Source organism: Psychrobacillus sp. FSL H8-0483 (assembly GCF_038637725.1).
Taxonomy (GTDB): domain Bacteria; phylum Bacillota; class Bacilli; order Bacillales_A; family Planococcaceae; genus Psychrobacillus.
Genome location: NZ_CP152052.1, coordinates 1,671,204 through 1,687,384 on the forward strand (window position 1 = coordinate 1,671,204; position 16,181 = coordinate 1,687,384).

The window sequence follows — 16,181 nt, forward strand, 5'->3', positions numbered from 1 at the left end:
AATGAATAAGGTGTTTGTGGAATTAAAAGAGGTAGTAGGTGGTCAGGTTCGATTTATCGATACTCGCTTTGATTTAGCACGTCCTCTAGCAGGTCGTGAAATGTATAACTTAGAGCATATAGAAGGGGCTATTTATTGGGACTTAGAACAAGATTTATCCGATATGGCGGGTGAGCAGGGGAGGCACCCAATGATTTCAAAGGAGAAGATGACGAATCTTGTGCAACAAGCGGGATTATCTCCAAAAGATTCGATTGTTATATATGATCAAGGTGGCTCGCCATTTGCTTTACGAGCATATTTTTTATTAGAATGGGCAGGTTACTCTAACGTTCATGTTCTCCGTGAAGGGTTTGCGGAAGCGATAAAAGTACTCCCAGTTACTGATGTAAAACCTATCATTCAACATTCGGAAGTTACTCCAGAATGGAAAGACGAGCTATATGTTGACCTAGAAAAAGTGCAGAAAATAGTAGTAGGTCAACTAGAGGGTCAGCTAATCGATGCTCGCTCTGCCGTACGTTATCGCGGAGAAGTAGAACCAATTGATCCAATTGCAGGTCATATTCCGACCGCAATAAATTTTGATTGGGAGCAGCTAAAAAATGACGGACAATTTTTAGCAAATGAAGTGTTAGTGGAGAAACTAGATGGTTTAGCTGATAAAGCCAAGCCTGTAATCGCTTATTGTGGAAGTGGTGTCACTGCAGCACCTTTATATGCAAGCCTAAAAGAAGCAGGATATGAAAACGTCCAGTTATACGTAGGAAGCTACAGTGACTGGATTAGAGAAAATGAAGTGGAAACTGAATAATGGATAAGTGTTAAAAAGGGGCTGTCCAGTAAGCCCAAAATTGAAGCAGGTGTAGAAAAACGAGTCTTTTTCTACACCTGCTTTTTGTATACTTTTTATTAAACTACTATTTTTTGTAGGCAATTGATTGTAGTGAAAAACGGCGACTCCAGAGGGATGAGTGAGACAGATAAGCTCATAAACGACGCGTGAGCTGTGGTGATGGCTTATCGTTCCCCTGCGGAAAGCGTCCGCCTATAGCGGGAATCAAATATACTTGATTCAATTATTAAAGAGAAATTTTTTATTTACATATGCACCATCATTAGTAGCGATAACTTCTGCATAGGGAATTCCAAAAACTGTGTATGCGATGACTACGGAAGAAATTAACTCCCCATCTTTTTCTTCCATTGATTCAATACTGTAAGAAACGATTAATACTTGGTCTAATGAGTTGTGAAAAGTATCGGTAGTCATTTTAAGCGCATGATTAGCAAGCGCTCTACTAGTATGGTCTTCATAAAGCTGTAAATTGCTTTCTAATAAGTTTGAAGGTAAAAAGGCCGATATTCCAATAATAAGCATTGCTAATTTGAAAAGAGCATGCCTTTTTTTTAGTCGTTTGTTCCTCTTAGTCATTCTGTGCATCTCCAATTCCATTTTAAGTCTGAATGATTCATAATGAAAAGTGTAATAGTATTTTATTCGAAGCGTATCAAAATTAATCCAAGCATTTTTCATACGTTTGGTACTTTAAAAAAACAAAATAATATCTTTTGTTTCTTATTTCCGTTATAATAAGTTGTCTTATGTAAACAACTATAGTATAATGGGCAAATTGTATACGGATGAAATGAGGGCTAATAATGAAAAAATCAATATATGGTCTTACAAGAGATCAGTTAATAGAATGGTTAATGGAGCATGGACAAAAGAAGTACCGTGCGGAGCAAGTATGGGATTGGTTATATATTAAGCGAGTACAGAGCTTTGAAGAAATGAAAAATGTTGGTAAAGATTGTATTGAGTTATTGGAAGAGAATTTTGTCATTCAAACATTAAAAGAATCTGTGAAACAAGAATCAGCGGATGGGACGATCAAGTTTTTATTTGAAATGCAAGATGGTAACCTAATTGAAACAGTATTAATGCGCTTTAAATACGGATTATCCGTTTGTGTTACAACACAGGTTGGATGTAATATTGGATGTAGCTTCTGTGCGAGTGGGCTACTTAAGAAAAATCGTGATTTAGATGCTGGAGAAATTGTGGGTCAAATTATGAAAGTACAAGAGCATTTAGATCAATTACAAAAAGATGAGCGTGTTAGCCATATCGTTGTAATGGGTATTGGGGAACCGTTTGATAACTATACGAATCTAATGAATTTCTTGCGTGCAGTAAATGATCAAAAAGGACTTGCAATCGGTGCTCGTCATATTACGGTATCGACAAGTGGTCTAGCGAAAAAAATCATGGACTTTGCAGACGAAAACTTACAAGTAAATCTTGCTGTATCTTTACACGCTCCAAATGATGAACTTCGTACGAAAATCATGGTAATCAACAAAGCATTCCCAATTGAAAAAGTAATGGCCGCTGTCGACTATTACTTAGAAAAAACGAATCGTCGTATTACGTTTGAATATATTTTACTTAAAGATGTAAATGACCATGTAGAAGAAGCTCTTCAATTAGCTAAGTTACTTGAAAACAAGCGCCATCTATCTTATGTGAACTTAATTCCATACAATCCTGTGGATGAGCACGGACAATATCAACGAAGCTCAGAAAAATCAATCAGTGCATTCTTCCAAACATTGAAGAACAAAGGTATAAACTGTGGAGTTCGTATGGAACAAGGAACGGACATTGACGCTGCATGTGGTCAATTACGAAGCAAACAAATTAAAAAAGAAAAAGCGACAAATTAAAAAAACGCATCAGCCGTTGTGGCGATGCGTTTTTTCTTTGTTCTCAGGTGGACGTTCATCTATCGTATGCTTAAATGCATATCCCTTATTAATGGTAAAAATGGAAAGGGTAAAGATTATAATAAAAATGATGATGGCAATAATAATAACCGCTGTCATTACTTCTCCTCCAAACGCTAACATTACGAATATCATAGCACAAAATGAACCTTAAAACTAAATTGTCCATGTTGTTGAAACTAACATGAAAGTTTAAACATTCACGTTAGTTTCAGTGACTTGGACCTGGAGTAGGTAGTTGCTTCCAGAAATTTGTTTACATTGTTTTTTTACCTGACTTGCGAGTTCAGATAATTGAAAAATGGTCTGACAATCCTTGTTGGAAACCCCAGCTATTGAAATAGTTAATAACGGAAAATGCTCTTCAATACCATGACGATTTTTAGAAACAATACATCCCTTTAGTAGATCGTGAGCATGATAAAAGTGCTCTACCGATTCATCAAATTGTTGAACTATTTTTTCACATAACTCACTTATTTGACTTGAATCTGTTATTAGGATAAAGTCATCTCCACCTATATGACCTACAAATCCACCAGAAGGACAATTACTCTCTAAAATCTCGGCTAATTGGATAATCACTTTATCGCCTTTTTCAAAGCCATAGATATCATTATAAGGTTTGAAATTATCAATATCGAAGTAAAGCACTGTAACATCAGTAGAAGCATCAATACATTTTTGAAGCTGTTGTTCAATTATAATATTCCCTGGCAATTCTGATAGGGGATTTAAATGCTTTGCATAGTCAATTTCTAGTTGCATACTTTTTTCAAGCAGATCTTTTACGGTTACAACTCCAAAGTATTGTTCGTCTTTTGTTACTGTAATAAAGTCATATAAATGCAATGGATCTCGCTTCATTGCAATTTTTGCAACTACATCAATCGCGGTTTTTGCATCGACTTTCATAAAGTTTCGGCTCATAATAGCGGCAATTGGCTTTTTATTATATAAACTATATCCGTATGGTCCACTAAACTTTAAATGTAGCTTGTTTCGAGTAATAACCCCAATTAGTTTATTTCCATCTCTAATACAAAATCCAGGTAAAGCATCATTTCCTTCCATTAAGTTGCTAACTTTTGAGATAGGCATACTGCTTGGTATTGTGCGTAAAGGCGTTGCAATTTGTTCAATAGAAGTATCCGTTAAACGATTAAGACTTACTTGGTATTTACGAGAGTTCTCTGTCTCAATCAAACGCATGACTTCTTCTCGAATTGGATATAAGTTACTTTGCGGCCTTTGAATGAAATAGCCTTGGCCAAAGTGTACACCAATATCGATGAGAGTAATTAGCTCTTCTCTTGTTTCAATACCTTCTGCAATAATATGTATTTGTGAGTAGTTGGCAAATTCGCTTAAACTCCGAACAAGCAATTGTTTCGTTCGATCCTTATTTATATCGCGAATAAGTTTCATGTCTAACTTAATAAAGTGTGGTCGTACATCGGTAATGACGTTTAGCCCAGAATAGCCAGCTCCAACATCGTCAATTGCTATTTGATAAAATTGTTTTTTGTAATGATCGATAGTATTAATAAAATCTTTTAAGTTGTTAATTGCTTCACGTTCAGTAATTTCAAACACTATAGAATCGGAGTCCATTTGAAAGATGGATAAAAAATCCTTTGTAAAACCTTGCTTGAATTTAGGGTCATTCATAATATTGGGATTGACGTTTATAAAAAGCTTACCTTCTGCTTTCAAATGATAGGCGTATTTCAAGGCGTTTGCTCTACATACATGTTCCAGCTCCCAAAGCTGTCCGTTTTTCAAGGCATAGTCAAATAAGGCTTCTGGGTTTTCGAAGGATGTATTAGCTGGGCCACGTGTTAATGCTTCATAACCGTAAATTTGACTATTATGTAGCGATATAATTGGCTGAAAAACAGTTTGGATTGCTTTTTCTTCGATTATATATGAAAATAATTCCTCATGATGATGATTTTCAATAGCCATTCATAGTTCCCCCTAAAATGAACAAATTACGCTCAATCTAAATTATAAATGAAAAATATCAATGCTTTGTAAATTTGATGTAAAGATTTAGTTATTTTTGGGAGCGTTATTGTCCATTTGAATCATTAATTATTCTCTTACCCACATGTTAAGTCTTTGAAGACTATTTTTCCAAAGCTGCTGTAATATTTAACTGTTGTTTTTTAGTGTATATTTTGCAGTTTAATCAGTGACAGACTCCCTCAGGAGCAGCCGAGGATACTCGTCCGTTACCCACGGAAAGTAAGTGGATTCTACAAACTAACAACAATGTAGTTTAACAAGACCACTCCAAAAAGAAAAAGGGCTGCCCTATAGTTAGGACAGCCTTTTATCATCATCGAATTTAAGCCATTGCTGCTTCGATATTACCCCATGGAATATTCATTGCTTCAGCAACGCCTTTTCCATAAGCTGGGTCAGCTTTGTAGCAGTGAATGATGTGTCGAACTTTAATAAATTCTTCTACACCATTCATATTACGAGCAGTATTTTCAAACAATACTTGTTGTTGTTCTGGGCTCATCAGGTTGAAAAGTTTCCCTGGTTGTTCGAAATAGTTGTCATCGTCTTCACGGAAATCCCATTGAGTTGCTCCACCATTGATTGGTAGTACAGGCTCTTTGTATTTCGGTTGTTCTTTCCATTGACCATAGCTATTAGGCTCATAAGGTAATGTTCCGCCTAAATTACCATCTGTACGCATTGCACCATCTCTATGGAAAGAATGTACAGGACATTTAGGTTGGTTAACTGGAATTTGGTGATGGTTAACACCTACACGGTAGCGTGCTGCATCCGCGTATGAGAACAAACGACCTTGTAACATTCTGTCTGGAGAGAAGCTAATACCAGGAACAACATTTCCTGGTGAGAAAGCAGCTTGTTCTACTTCTGCAAAATAGTTTTCTGGATTACGGTTTAGTTCCCATTCTCCAACCTCGATAAGAGGGAAGTCTTCTTTATACCAAACTTTTGTTAAATCAAAAGGATTGTAAGGCATATTGTTTGCTTGTTCTTCAGTCATTACTTGGATGAACATTTTCCATTTAGGGAAGTTTCCATTTTCAATATTTTCATAAAGATCACGTTGGCTGCTTTCACGGTCTTGACCAACTAATACTTCCGCTTCTTGATCTGTTAAGTTTTCGATACCTTGTTGTGAGCGCATGTGGAATTTGACCCAAACACGTTCATTGTTTGCATTGATCATACTGAATGTATGACTACCGAACCCGTGCATTTTACGGTATGAACTTGGTAAGCCGCGATCACTCATTACGATTGTAATTTGGTGAAGTGCTTCTGGTAAAGAAGACCAGAAATCCCAATTGCTATTAGCGTTACGCATACCCGTACGTGGGTCACGTTTAATTGCATGGTTTAGGTCAGGGAATTGAAGTGGATCACGGAAGAAGAAGACTGGTGTGTTGTTACCAACTAAATCCCAGTTACCTTGTTCTGTATAAAAACGCATAGCAAATCCTCGAATATCACGTTCAGCATCAGCTGCTCCACGTTCACCAGCAACCGTTGAGAAACGAACGAACATATCCGTTTCTTTTCCAATTTCGGAGAAAATAGCAGCTGAAGTATATTGAGTAATATCATGCGTAACAGTGAATTTACCATACGCACCCGAACCTTTAGCGTGCATTCGACGTTCTGGAATTACTTCTCTATTAAAGTTTGCTAATTTTTCAAGTAACCATACATCTTGTAATAAAATTGGGCCTCTTGGTCCGGCAGATTGAGAGTTTTGGTTATCTACTACCGGTGCGCCAGCTGCAGTCGTCAATTGATTGTTATTGTTGTTTTGGTTTTCAGACATTGACTATTTCCCCCTAGATTAGAATATTTATAATACAAGAATGATTATATCAATAAGTGAGAAATAATGCTAGAAATGAAGTGTGATGTTTTTATAATTATTATAAACTGTACTGATCATTGACCGTAAATAAGTGCCTGAAAGTGTTGATATTACTAGATTTTTATTAGGTCAGAAGGTCAAATAGAGTACTGTCTTTGTTTATTTCCTTAAACGAATAACCATTCTCAGTCATTCGAGAAATGATACCAGAATAATCCATACTGTTTTTTAATTTAATTCCAACTAAAGCCGGACCTCTTTCTTTATTATTTTTCTTTGTTTACTCAAATGTAGTGATATCATCGTCTGGTCCAAGTACCTTATCAAGAAAGGGGCATGAATATTTTGGTGACAATCCCCAGTTGTGCACAAGCATAAGCAACACCTTGTACATGGTTACCTGCGCTTGCACAAACGACCCCTTTTTCTCTTGCATAGTTCTCAATTGTTTTTATTTTGTAATAAGCACAACGTATTTTAAAGGAACGAACATGTTGCAGATCCTCTCGTTTAATGTAAATGGATGCTCCTTATTTTTCAGATAAATATTCGTTTTTTTGTAATGGTGTATGGACAACCACGTCTTTTAAAAACTGATGTGCTATAAGCACGTTTTCTACTTGAACGGTTTTCTTATCTGTTGCTTGCATAATTTTAATGCCAACCTCCAATTTTTAATGAAACATTAGTGTATTTTAACACACTACAGTACTGCAACTCTACAAATCTTTTTTGATAATTTGAAATTTTGTAACTATTTAATTAGGAATTAATTCTACTCTCGTCCATAAACCTAAAGATATGTTACAGGGTTGTTACGAGTGCCAGGCACCAGTAACAACTCTGTAACTTAAACATCCGTAAGCATATTTTATAAACTTAGTTGCATACTAACGAACGTGATAATTTGCAGAGAATTCGCTTTGCAGAATACTACATATATCGATGGAACAGAAAGAGGAGATATATAAATGGCAATTAAAGTAGCAGCAATTATCGGTAGTAACAGAAAAGAATCATACAATTTAAAACTTGTGGATTTTATGAAAAAGCGGTATGTTGATCAATTAGATATTAATATCATATCCATTAATGAAGTGGAAATGTTCAGTGTAGATATTGAAAATAATCCTCCAAAAGGTGCAATGGACTTTAAGTTGCAAGTACGTAATGCAGAAGCAGTTTTATTTGCAGTACCTGAATATAACTTCTCTATTCCAGGGGTATTAAAAAATGCAACGGACTGGTTATCTCGAAGTGGAAATGACTTAGTAGGAAAACCAACATTTATCGTAGGTTCTTCTATGGGAGTATTAGGAAGCGTGCGTGCACAAATCCATTTAAGAGAAATCATCACGAACCCAGCATTACAACCAAAACTACTTCCAGGAAACGAAGTATATATTGGTGCAATTCATACAAAAATGAATGAACAAAATGAGATTACAGATGAAGGCACAGTTACTTTCTTAGATCAAGTAGTAACCAACTTTGTCGATTTTTACAACAACGCAAAATAATCACTAAACAAACATGAAAAACGTGAATTTCACGATTTCCATGTTTGTTTTATTTTTCGCGAATGTTTAAACATTCGCAATAGTTTCTGTGCTATGCACAAAAATGTTATAGATGGTTTGATTTTTTGGGTGTATAGTAAAATCAGAGATTTGTTTTATTTTGGAAGGGAAGTTGTAATGTTGGGTAAGCTTGTCACGAAGTCAAATATTGCACTTTTAGGTTTAATTTTGATATGGGGTGCCAGTTGGCCAATCTATAAATTGGCATTACCATATACTCCTCCATTATTGTTTGCAGGAATGCGCGCAACGATTGGTGGGCTTTTATTAGGAATCCTGTTATGGAAGAGGCGAGATCTAATAAAATGGTGGAAAAATTGGAGATTATATTGTATTTCTGCTTTATTTAATACGATTCTATTTTTTGGCATACAGACAATTGGTCTAAATTATTTACCTGGAGGGTTGTTTTCCGTTCTCGTCTATTTTCAACCAGTGTTACTAGGATTGTTTGCATGGATCTGGTTAGGTGAGATTATGACTCCTATCAAAATAACTGGTTTACTTTTGGGGTTCATTGGAATTTTCATAGTTAGTTTAGATGGATTAACCTATCATGTATCGATCATTGGAGTCGTTCTTGGTTTGATTACTGCAGTATGTTGGGCATTTGGGGTGATCTACGTAAAACGAGTAAGCAATCAAGTAGATGCTTTTTGGATGGTTTCCTTACAATGTATAATCGGTGGGTTAGTTTTATTAGGGACAGGCACGCTCTTTGAAAGTTGGGCGGTTATTCAATGGAATAGTACTTACTTGTTTGGATTAAGTTATGGTGGCATTTTTGGAATTCCATTAGCCTATATTATATATTACAAACTGATAAATGAAGGGGAGGCAAGTAAAGTAGGTTCCTTCACTTTTCTCGTACCTATTATTGCTGTCTTTATAGGAGTTGCTTTTTTAGACGAACCAATTACTCAATTGCTCATCATTGGATTAGTATTGGTGGGTATAAGTATTTTTCTAGTAAATTATCGAAGTAAAAAGAAGCTTATTAAATATAAATAAGATTAATAGTACACGAAGGAGATTTTATGAAAAACAAAACAGTTGTTCGTTCTATGGATATTCTAAACTTATTTATTAATCATGATGCTTTGACATTTCAAGAAATCATTGAACTATCGATGATTCCTAAAACATCGGTTTATAGAATGTTATTAACATTAGAGGAAATGGGTTTTGTCGAAAAAGGAAATGATTCTAAATACCGTTTAGGACTCCTGTTTCTGACTTATGGAAATCTGGTATCTACTAGGCTTGATATTCGACAGATTGCTTATCCAATTATGCAAGATTTACATAAAGAGTTAAAAGAAGCGATTAATTTAATTGTCAAACAAGGGGAAGAAGCAATATATATAGAAAAAGTGGATGTTTTTCAAAAAGTTCGATTATATACTGCAATTGGAAGAAGGAGCCCATTATATACTGGGGCGTGTTCACGCGTTATTTTATCCTTTTTACAAGATGATGAAATTGAGTCTTATTTAGACCAAGTTGAACTAAAATCATTCGCTTTAGGGACGATTACGGATAAAGAAACACTTAAAGAGAGTATTAGAAATGCAAGAAGAGATGGCTATACAATTAGTCATTCAGAATTAGAGAATCATACGTCAGCGATTGCTGCTCCTATTTTCAATCATAAAGGTCAAGTCGTAGGCGGAATAAGTATAGCTGGTATTGAAGCAAATTATCAAAATGAAAACATAGTAATTTTTGCTAATAAAGCGACTGAAGCGGCAAATGAGATTTCCAAAAGACTAGGCTACAATAAATGAGTAAAAAGGGGCTGTCCGATAAGCCCATAAATTGAAGCAGGTGTAGAAAAAAGAGTCTTTTTCTACACCTGCTTTTTGTATACTTTTTATTAAAATTACTATTCTTTGTAGGCAATTGATTGTAGTGGAAGACGGCGACTCCAGCGGGAATAGCGTGAGCTGAAGGCCCCGCAGGAGCAAAAGCGACGAGGAGACTGAAGCCATGCCCGCGGAAAGCGTCCGTCTGGAACGGAAATCAATACATTGGAGAAGGGACCATCTCTCAGTCACTATATGACTTCAAGGACAGCCCCTTTTTCTGTGACTAATTAAACACTTTATATTGTATCGCTGTTTTAATTTTATTAATGAGTTGCTCGTTCTTCAATAAAATCTTTTCTGCTTCCTCCAGTGTTACTTCATTGAAATTAATAGTAGCAGTTGGTTGAATCTGTGCCAGACTCGGTAAGTCTGCAGAAATTACTTGTGCTATTTTGGGATAACCTCCAGTAGTTTGTCTGTCAGCCATTAAAATAATAGGTTTTCCACTTGGAGGTATCTGTATTGTGCCAAAAGTTACACCTTCGGAAAGTAGCTCGAAATCCTCTGAGAGTGAAATTGGAGGACCTTCTAAGCGATAACCCATGCGGTCGGATTGAACAGTGATGGAATAGGGTTTTTCTAAAAAAGTACCTTGACTTTCTTTATCAAAACGATGAAATTCCGTACCTTTTAAAACTCTAACTGTTTTGTTCTGGTTGAAATTAACTAGTTCATTGAAATTAATAGACCAAGTAATATTATTTTCTTCTAATTGTCGTACCAGTTCCTTACTTACACTATTTGCTTCTCCAATTGGTAAGGTGTCTCCTTTTTGTAGTGCTCTTCCTTCAAATCCACCAATATTCGCGCGAATATATGTACTTTTGCTTCCCATTATTTTAGGAATATCAATTCCTCCAGCGAAAGCAACATAAGCCCTACTTCCTTTAATAGCAGAATTGAATTTTAAAATAGATTCTTTCTTTATAAGCACTGGGCGCCATAACGGAGCGATAATACCATCAATAGTAGCAAGAAAATCTCCGCCAGTAATAGCAATTAAAGTATCTTCTTCGAATTGAAGGGTTGTGCCATATAAAGTTATTTCAAGAGCTCCTTCATTTTCGTTATTACCAACTAATAGATTTGCAAGTCTTAATGAATAACTATCCATTGCTCCACTAACGATGACTCCATACTTTTGTGAACCATATCTCCCTATATCTTGAATGGTTGTTAGTAAACCTGGATGAAGAACTTTTACACTCATAGCTTCATCTCCTTATAATTTAGATATTCACTAGGAGAAATTGGTACAAATCGAATTCTATCCCCTGCCTGTAGTAAAGAGGGAGGACTCATTTGTGGTAAAAACAAGTTTTGGGGTGTACGTCCGATAATTTGCCAACCTCCAGGAGTTTCTAGTGAATATATACCCGTTTGTTTTCCAGCAATTCCTACTGAACCTGGTTTGATAGATAGTCTCGGCGTTTCTTTTCGAGGTGTTGCTATTCGTGGATCCATTCCACCCATAAATGGAAACCCAGGTGCAAAACCAAGCATATAAACTAAACAGTCACTTTCCGAATGAATTCGAATGACATCTTCTTGAGTCATGTTGTGATACGCAGCAACAAATTCTAAATCAGGACCAAATTCTCCTCCGTAACAAACTGGTATGGAAACAAGTCGTGGACTATTACTTTTATCGATTTTGATTTGTTGTACTAAATGATTTATTCGTGTACATACCTTTTCGAAAGCAGTTACTGTACCTTTTATCGAAGAATGTACAGTATATGGATTGTAATAAACGGTAATATTGTTGTAAGCAGGGACAAATTCAATAAGTCCATCAAAAGGATGATCAGTTAGGAGCGCTGAAAGATTTTTAACTTTTTCATGAATAGTCGGATCTATTCCTTCACCGAGCTGTACGATTAACGCAGAATCTCCCAATGGTTTAATGTTGGTTTCTATATTTTGAATGGGCATACTGACAGCTCCTTAGTTTCGAATTGCGGTACATCAGTTCTTAAAAATGGATTATAACAATTATTATAATTCTGTAAATACAAAATACAAGTGGAAATTATTTTATCACTCTAAAAAAAACAATCGTACAATAATGTCTATTCAGAAAAATGTAATTGTGATAAACTTTAATCTAAGTTTCAAAACTTAGGTTTCATAATTCGGAACTAAGTGTGTAAGGAACAAATTTTCTTTTTTATATCTATTGGAGGGGATGAAATGTTTCGAGTTGATTTAAATTGTGACCTAGGGGAAAGTTTTGGCAGGTATAAACTCGGAGAACAAAAGGAGATATTGAAATATGTTACATCTGCGAATGTAGCATGTGGGTTTCATGCTGGAGATCCAAGTGTAATGCGAGAAACTGTAAAGTTAGCAATCGAGAACGGTGTTAAAATAGGTGCACATCCAGGATTGCCTGATTTAAATGGATTCGGTCGAAGAGAGATGAAAATCACTCCTCAAGAAGGATACGACATCGTTGTTTATCAAATAGGTGCTTTAAACGGATTTTTGGCGACTTTTGGAGAGCAAATGCAACATGTTAAACCACATGGCGCTCTGTATAATATGGCGGCAAAAGATTCTGAGCTCGCACATGCAATAGCCCAAGCTGTTTACGACATTTCACCTTCATTAGTATTGTTTGGTTTAGCAGGTAGCGAACTAACAACTGCTGGTGAGAGCATTGGTTTACGCACAGCTCATGAGGTGTTTGCAGATCGTACATATCAGTCAGATGGATCATTAACTTCACGTCAACAAAGTGATTCACTTATTACAGATACGAACAAATCCGTTGCACAAGTAGTGAGAATGGTAACAGAAGGAAAAGTAATTTCTCAACAAAATACAGAAGTAAAGATGAAAGCGGATACAATTTGCATTCATGGGGATGGAGAAAGCGCTGTATCGTTCGCAAAATATATTAAAGAAACTTTGGAGAGTAACGATATTGTAATTTCCGCATCGTTTAAATAAGGGGGAGTTTGTATGGAAGAGCAAAAAATGCAAAAAGCAGGGTCGAAAAAGAAAGTCGGAAGAAGCGTCTTACTTGGTGCAGCCTTTTTAATGGCAACATCATCAATAGGACCGGGATTTTTAACACAAACCACAGTATTCACTCAACAACTTGCTGCTAGTTTTGGATTTGTTATATTAATTTCCATAATATTGGATGTTTTTGCACAAGTGAATGTGTGGAGAATTATCGCTGTGTCTGGACTTCGAGGTCAAGAAATTGCTAACAAAGTATTGCCAGGTCTTGGTGTATTCTTAGCAATTCTCATTGTAATGGGTGGACTTGCATTTAATATTGGGAACGTAGCTGGGGCTGGACTCGGCTTAAATGCAATGCTTGGTATTGATCCAATTACAGGTGCTATTATAAGCGCTGCATTTGCAATTTTTATCTTTGTCGTGAAAGAAGCAGGCAAAGCTATGGATAAAGTTGCACAAATTGCAGGTTTTGTCATGATTTTGTTAATGGTGTATGTTGCTTTTACAACTTCACCACCTGTTGGGGATGCGATTGTACATACATTTGCACCATCTGAAATTAGTATTTTTGCCATTGTTACACTTGTGGGTGGAACGGTTGGAGGATATATTACTTTTGCTGGGGGACACCGACTTTTAGATGCAGGAGTTAAAGGGGTAGAATCTTTACCTGATGTTACGAAGAGTTCTGTAACTGGAATAGTAGTAACAGGTATCATGCGTGTTGCACTATTTTTAGCTGTTCTAGGAGTTGTATCGCAAGGATTAGCAATTGATCCAGCAAATCCGCCAGCATCTGTTTTTAAACTTGCAGCTGGAGAAATTGGTTATCGAATGTTTGGTGTTATTATGTGGGCTGCAGCTATTACTTCTGTAGTAGGAGCAGCTTATACGTCCGTATCATTTATCCGATCATTTCATCCTATGATTGAAAAGTATCATAATTGGGTTATTATATTATTCATTTTAGTATCAACTGTAACGTTTGCACTTGTTGGACGACCTGTAAATATTCTAATTCTTGTAGGTGCATTAAATGCGCTGATTTTACCATTAGCACTTGGAACAATGTTAGTCGCTGCATACAAGAAAGATATTGTAGGTGATTATAAGCATCCACTTTGGTTAACCATTGCTGGAGGATTAGTCACCGTTATTATGGGAGTGTTAGGTATCATGACGCTAATTGAACAAATTCCATTGCTTTTTAAATAGTAGGGAGTGATTAAGTGATGAATAATTATGAAACGATGGCTCCATATGAATTACGTCAATTAATCAATTCTGGGCAAATCAATGGTCCGACAGCTGGAATGGCTAAAGGGTATACACAAGCAAATTTAGCGATATTGAAAAAAGAGCATGCATTTGACTTTTTGTTGTTTTGCCAACGCAATCCAAAATCTTGTCCATTGGTAGATGTAACAGAGGTTGGATCGTATATTCCAAGTACAATTGCAAAAGAAGCGGATATTCGAACAGATATTCCTAAATATCGAATATATAGAGATGGTGAATTTACAGAAGAAGTAACAGATATTACGGAATACTGGGAAGAAGATATGGTAGCTTTTCTAATTGGCTGTAGCTTCACATTCGAAACTCCCTTACTAGAAGCGGGTATACCAATTAGACATATCGAAGAAAACTGTAATGTGCCTATGTTTAAAACGAATATACCATGTGCAAAAGCAGGGGTTTTTGAAGGTCCTACAGTAGTAAGCATGCGTCCGATGTCTCATGAAGATGCGATTCGGGCAATACAAATTACTTCACGTTTTCCAGGAGTGCATGGTGCGCCAATTCATATTGGGGACCCAGGTCAAATTGGAATCATAGATATAGCAAAGCCTGATTTTGGCGATGCTGTGACGATTAAAGAAGGAGAAATTCCTGTATTTTGGGCATGTGGTGTCACACCACAAGCAGTTGCGATGCAAAGTAAACCTTCTATTATGATTACGCACGCTCCTGGATGCATGTTCATTAGTGATTTGAAGGATGAAAAATTGAGTGTCTTATAAACACTATTTAATAATTCGATAGCTATAAAAAGACAGGAAATCGTGAAATTCACGATTTCCTGTCTTTTTATTGATATTGCCCCAATCTAGAGAAAAATTGCATCGCGAAGTTGTGAAATACTTTTTCCGATGGGGATAGGTCTCGCGTCACTGGACTAATGATGCCTACTGTTCTTCGAATGGAAGGTGTCTCAATCGGTATTTTCACTGTATATCTAGGGGTAGAATCGTAAAAAGTGCTTTCCGGTAAAAGAGTTACCCCTAGACCTGCAGCAACTAAACCTTTGATAGCGTCCATATCTTCTCCTTCTGATGAGATCATTGGTGTAAATCCTACTGAATTACATGCTTCTACTGCAAGTTTATGCAGCACATAACCCTCTGGGAATAAAACGAAATCCTCATTTCTTAAATCAATTAAAGGTATACTCTTTCTTTTCGCAAATGGATGATTAGATGGTACAAGTATTGAAAAATCTTCTGTAAATAAAATAGTTGTATGAATGGAGTCATCTTTTGTTGGAAGAGGTCCTAAGAAGGCTAAATTCAACTCCCTGTTTTTAACCGCATCTATTAAGAAATCGTATGAACCCTGTCGTAAATGAAACGCGACATTTGGGTGTTCTTTCTTAAAAGCAGAAATAACAGTTGGCAATAAATGACCTGCCAAGCTCGTTGGAAATCCGATCTTAATCGTTCCTTTTTCAGGATTTAAATATTCATCAACCTGATTCTTGGCAAAATCAATTGCCTGTAACGCAGAAGTGCAATGCTCTAAAAAAATCTTTCCTATTGGTGTCAACTTAACATTCCTACCTACTCGTTCAAATAGCTCAATACCGAGTTCAGCTTCTAAATTGGCAATTTGCCGACTTATAGCCGATTGTGCAACGTGCAAATGGATAGCAGCTTCTGAAATGTGTTCACGTTCTGCCACCTCCTTAAAGTATCTTAACTGGCGAATTTCCATAGTTTCTCCCCTAATATATCTCAAAATGAGATGATTTATATCCAAATTATATATTGTTTATATTATTTTGCAAACATACAATAATCTTAAGTCACT

15 protein-coding genes and 1 pseudogene are annotated in these 16,181 nt (G+C 36.2%); 8 read left to right on the forward strand and 8 right to left on the reverse strand.

Going from position 1 to position 16,181, the window contains the following annotated elements; all coding sequences use genetic code 11:
• Position 1: 1 nt before the first annotated feature.
• Positions 2 to 814, forward strand: coding sequence for a sulfurtransferase (locus tag MHB48_RS07815; protein WP_342600914.1), 813 nt, complete (start codon positions 2 to 4; stop codon positions 812 to 814).
• Positions 815 to 1,075: 261 nt separating this feature from the next.
• Here the strand turns inward: MHB48_RS07815 and MHB48_RS07820 are convergent, their stop codons facing one another.
• Positions 1,076 to 1,435, reverse strand: a complete 360-nt coding sequence (locus MHB48_RS07820) for a hypothetical protein (RefSeq protein WP_342600915.1) — start codon at positions 1,433 to 1,435, stop codon at positions 1,076 to 1,078.
• Between the two features lie 227 nt (positions 1,436 to 1,662).
• Between MHB48_RS07820 and rlmN the strand changes: the two genes are divergently transcribed.
• Positions 1,663 to 2,730 (forward strand): 23S rRNA (adenine(2503)-C(2))-methyltransferase RlmN, encoded by a 1,068-nt coding sequence (rlmN, locus tag MHB48_RS07825; protein ID WP_342600916.1) that lies wholly within the window; start codon positions 1,663 to 1,665, stop codon positions 2,728 to 2,730.
• A gap of 9 nt (positions 2,731 to 2,739) precedes the next feature.
• Here the strand turns inward: rlmN and ytzI are convergent, their stop codons facing one another.
• From ytzI to MHB48_RS07845, 4 genes and pseudogenes are all read right to left on the reverse strand, one after another.
• A complete protein-coding gene (gene ytzI / locus MHB48_RS07830; RefSeq protein WP_342600917.1) occupies positions 2,740 to 2,889 on the reverse strand; it encodes a YtzI protein in 150 nt (49 codons plus the stop codon).
• A gap of 93 nt (positions 2,890 to 2,982) precedes the next feature.
• Positions 2,983 to 4,758 (reverse strand): GGDEF domain-containing protein, encoded by a 1,776-nt coding sequence (locus MHB48_RS07835; protein WP_342600918.1) that lies wholly within the window; start codon positions 4,756 to 4,758, stop codon positions 2,983 to 2,985.
• 385 nt (positions 4,759 to 5,143) lie between these two features.
• The gene (locus tag MHB48_RS07840; protein WP_342600919.1) at positions 5,144 to 6,628 is read right to left on the reverse strand and encodes a catalase; all 1,485 of its coding nucleotides are present in this window, start codon (positions 6,626 to 6,628) and stop codon (positions 5,144 to 5,146) included.
• A gap of 166 nt (positions 6,629 to 6,794) precedes the next feature.
• Positions 6,795 to 7,320, reverse strand: a pseudogene (locus MHB48_RS07845) (pyridoxal-phosphate dependent enzyme).
• A gap of 321 nt (positions 7,321 to 7,641) precedes the next feature.
• Between MHB48_RS07845 and MHB48_RS07850 the strand changes: the two are divergent.
• From MHB48_RS07850 to MHB48_RS07860, 3 genes are all read left to right on the forward strand, one after another.
• Entirely contained in the window at positions 7,642 to 8,190 is a 549-nt protein-coding gene (locus MHB48_RS07850; protein ID WP_342600920.1) for an NADPH-dependent FMN reductase, read from the forward strand.
• A 180-nt stretch (positions 8,191 to 8,370) separates the two neighbouring features.
• Positions 8,371 to 9,261, forward strand: coding sequence for a DMT family transporter (locus tag MHB48_RS07855; protein WP_342601333.1), 891 nt, complete (start codon positions 8,371 to 8,373; stop codon positions 9,259 to 9,261).
• Between the two features lie 26 nt (positions 9,262 to 9,287).
• On the forward strand, positions 9,288 to 10,037 hold the full coding sequence (locus MHB48_RS07860; protein WP_342600921.1) for an IclR family transcriptional regulator: 750 nt from the start codon (positions 9,288 to 9,290) through the stop codon (positions 10,035 to 10,037).
• Between the two features lie 304 nt (positions 10,038 to 10,341).
• On the opposite strand, the gene MHB48_RS07865 is transcribed toward MHB48_RS07860, so the two are convergent.
• Positions 10,342 to 11,328 carry a biotin-dependent carboxyltransferase family protein gene (locus MHB48_RS07865; protein ID WP_342600922.1) on the reverse strand — a complete coding sequence of 329 codons (987 nt, stop codon included), beginning with the start codon at positions 11,326 to 11,328 and terminating at the stop codon, positions 10,342 to 10,344.
• The gene (pxpB, locus tag MHB48_RS07870; RefSeq protein ID WP_342600923.1) at positions 11,325 to 12,053 is read right to left on the reverse strand and encodes a 5-oxoprolinase subunit PxpB; all 729 of its coding nucleotides are present in this window, start codon (positions 12,051 to 12,053) and stop codon (positions 11,325 to 11,327) included. The genes MHB48_RS07865 and pxpB overlap by 4 nt, the downstream gene beginning before the upstream one ends.
• Before the next feature lie 258 nt (positions 12,054 to 12,311).
• Here pxpB and MHB48_RS07875 point away from each other — a divergent pair, with 258 nt between their 5' ends.
• From MHB48_RS07875 to MHB48_RS07885, 3 genes are read left to right on the forward strand one after another with little or no spacing between them, the layout of a single operon-like run.
• Positions 12,312 to 13,073 carry a 5-oxoprolinase subunit PxpA gene (locus MHB48_RS07875; RefSeq protein WP_342600924.1) on the forward strand — a complete coding sequence of 254 codons (762 nt, stop codon included), beginning with the start codon at positions 12,312 to 12,314 and terminating at the stop codon, positions 13,071 to 13,073.
• Positions 13,074 to 13,085: 12 nt separating this feature from the next.
• Positions 13,086 to 14,306, forward strand: a complete 1,221-nt coding sequence (locus MHB48_RS07880; protein WP_342600925.1) for an NRAMP family divalent metal transporter — start codon at positions 13,086 to 13,088, stop codon at positions 14,304 to 14,306.
• Between the two features lie 17 nt (positions 14,307 to 14,323).
• Positions 14,324 to 15,115: a putative hydro-lyase gene (locus MHB48_RS07885; protein WP_342601334.1), complete on the forward strand. Its 792-nt coding sequence runs from the start codon at positions 14,324 to 14,326 to the stop codon at positions 15,113 to 15,115.
• Between the two features lie 67 nt (positions 15,116 to 15,182).
• Here MHB48_RS07885 and MHB48_RS07890 read toward each other — a convergent pair whose 3' ends face one another.
• Positions 15,183 to 16,085: a LysR family transcriptional regulator gene (locus MHB48_RS07890; protein ID WP_342600926.1), complete on the reverse strand. Its 903-nt coding sequence runs from the start codon at positions 16,083 to 16,085 to the stop codon at positions 15,183 to 15,185.
• Positions 16,086 to 16,181 lie beyond the last annotated feature (96 nt).

Bases quoted from the DNA above. Each gene is read 5' to 3' on its own strand.
- MHB48_RS07890 (WP_342600926.1), bottom strand. From the start codon at position 16,085: ATGGAAATTCGCCAGTTAAGATACTTTAAGGAGGTGGCAGAACGTGAA.
- MHB48_RS07875 (WP_342600924.1), top strand. From the start codon at position 12,312: ATGTTTCGAGTTGATTTAAATTGTGACCTAGGGGAAAGTTTTGGCAGG.
- MHB48_RS07885 (WP_342601334.1), top strand. From the start codon at position 14,324: ATGAATAATTATGAAACGATGGCTCCATATGAATTACGTCAATTAATC.
- MHB48_RS07850 (WP_342600920.1), top strand. From the start codon at position 7,642: ATGGCAATTAAAGTAGCAGCAATTATCGGTAGTAACAGAAAAGAATCA.
- pxpB (WP_342600923.1), bottom strand. From the start codon at position 12,053: ATGCCCATTCAAAATATAGAAACCAACATTAAACCATTGGGAGATTCT.
- MHB48_RS07860 (WP_342600921.1), top strand. From the start codon at position 9,288: ATGAAAAACAAAACAGTTGTTCGTTCTATGGATATTCTAAACTTATTT.
- rlmN (WP_342600916.1), top strand. From the start codon at position 1,663: ATGAAAAAATCAATATATGGTCTTACAAGAGATCAGTTAATAGAATGG.
- MHB48_RS07820 (WP_342600915.1), bottom strand. From the start codon at position 1,435: ATGACTAAGAGGAACAAACGACTAAAAAAAAGGCATGCTCTTTTCAAA.
- MHB48_RS07835 (WP_342600918.1), bottom strand. From the start codon at position 4,758: ATGGCTATTGAAAATCATCATCATGAGGAATTATTTTCATATATAATC.
- ytzI (WP_342600917.1), bottom strand. From the start codon at position 2,889: ATGACAGCGGTTATTATTATTGCCATCATCATTTTTATTATAATCTTT.
- MHB48_RS07880 (WP_342600925.1), top strand. From the start codon at position 13,086: ATGGAAGAGCAAAAAATGCAAAAAGCAGGGTCGAAAAAGAAAGTCGGA.
- MHB48_RS07840 (WP_342600919.1), bottom strand. From the start codon at position 6,628: ATGTCTGAAAACCAAAACAACAATAACAATCAATTGACGACTGCAGCT.
- MHB48_RS07815 (WP_342600914.1), top strand. From the start codon at position 2: ATGAATAAGGTGTTTGTGGAATTAAAAGAGGTAGTAGGTGGTCAGGTT.
- MHB48_RS07865 (WP_342600922.1), bottom strand. From the start codon at position 11,328: ATGAGTGTAAAAGTTCTTCATCCAGGTTTACTAACAACCATTCAAGAT.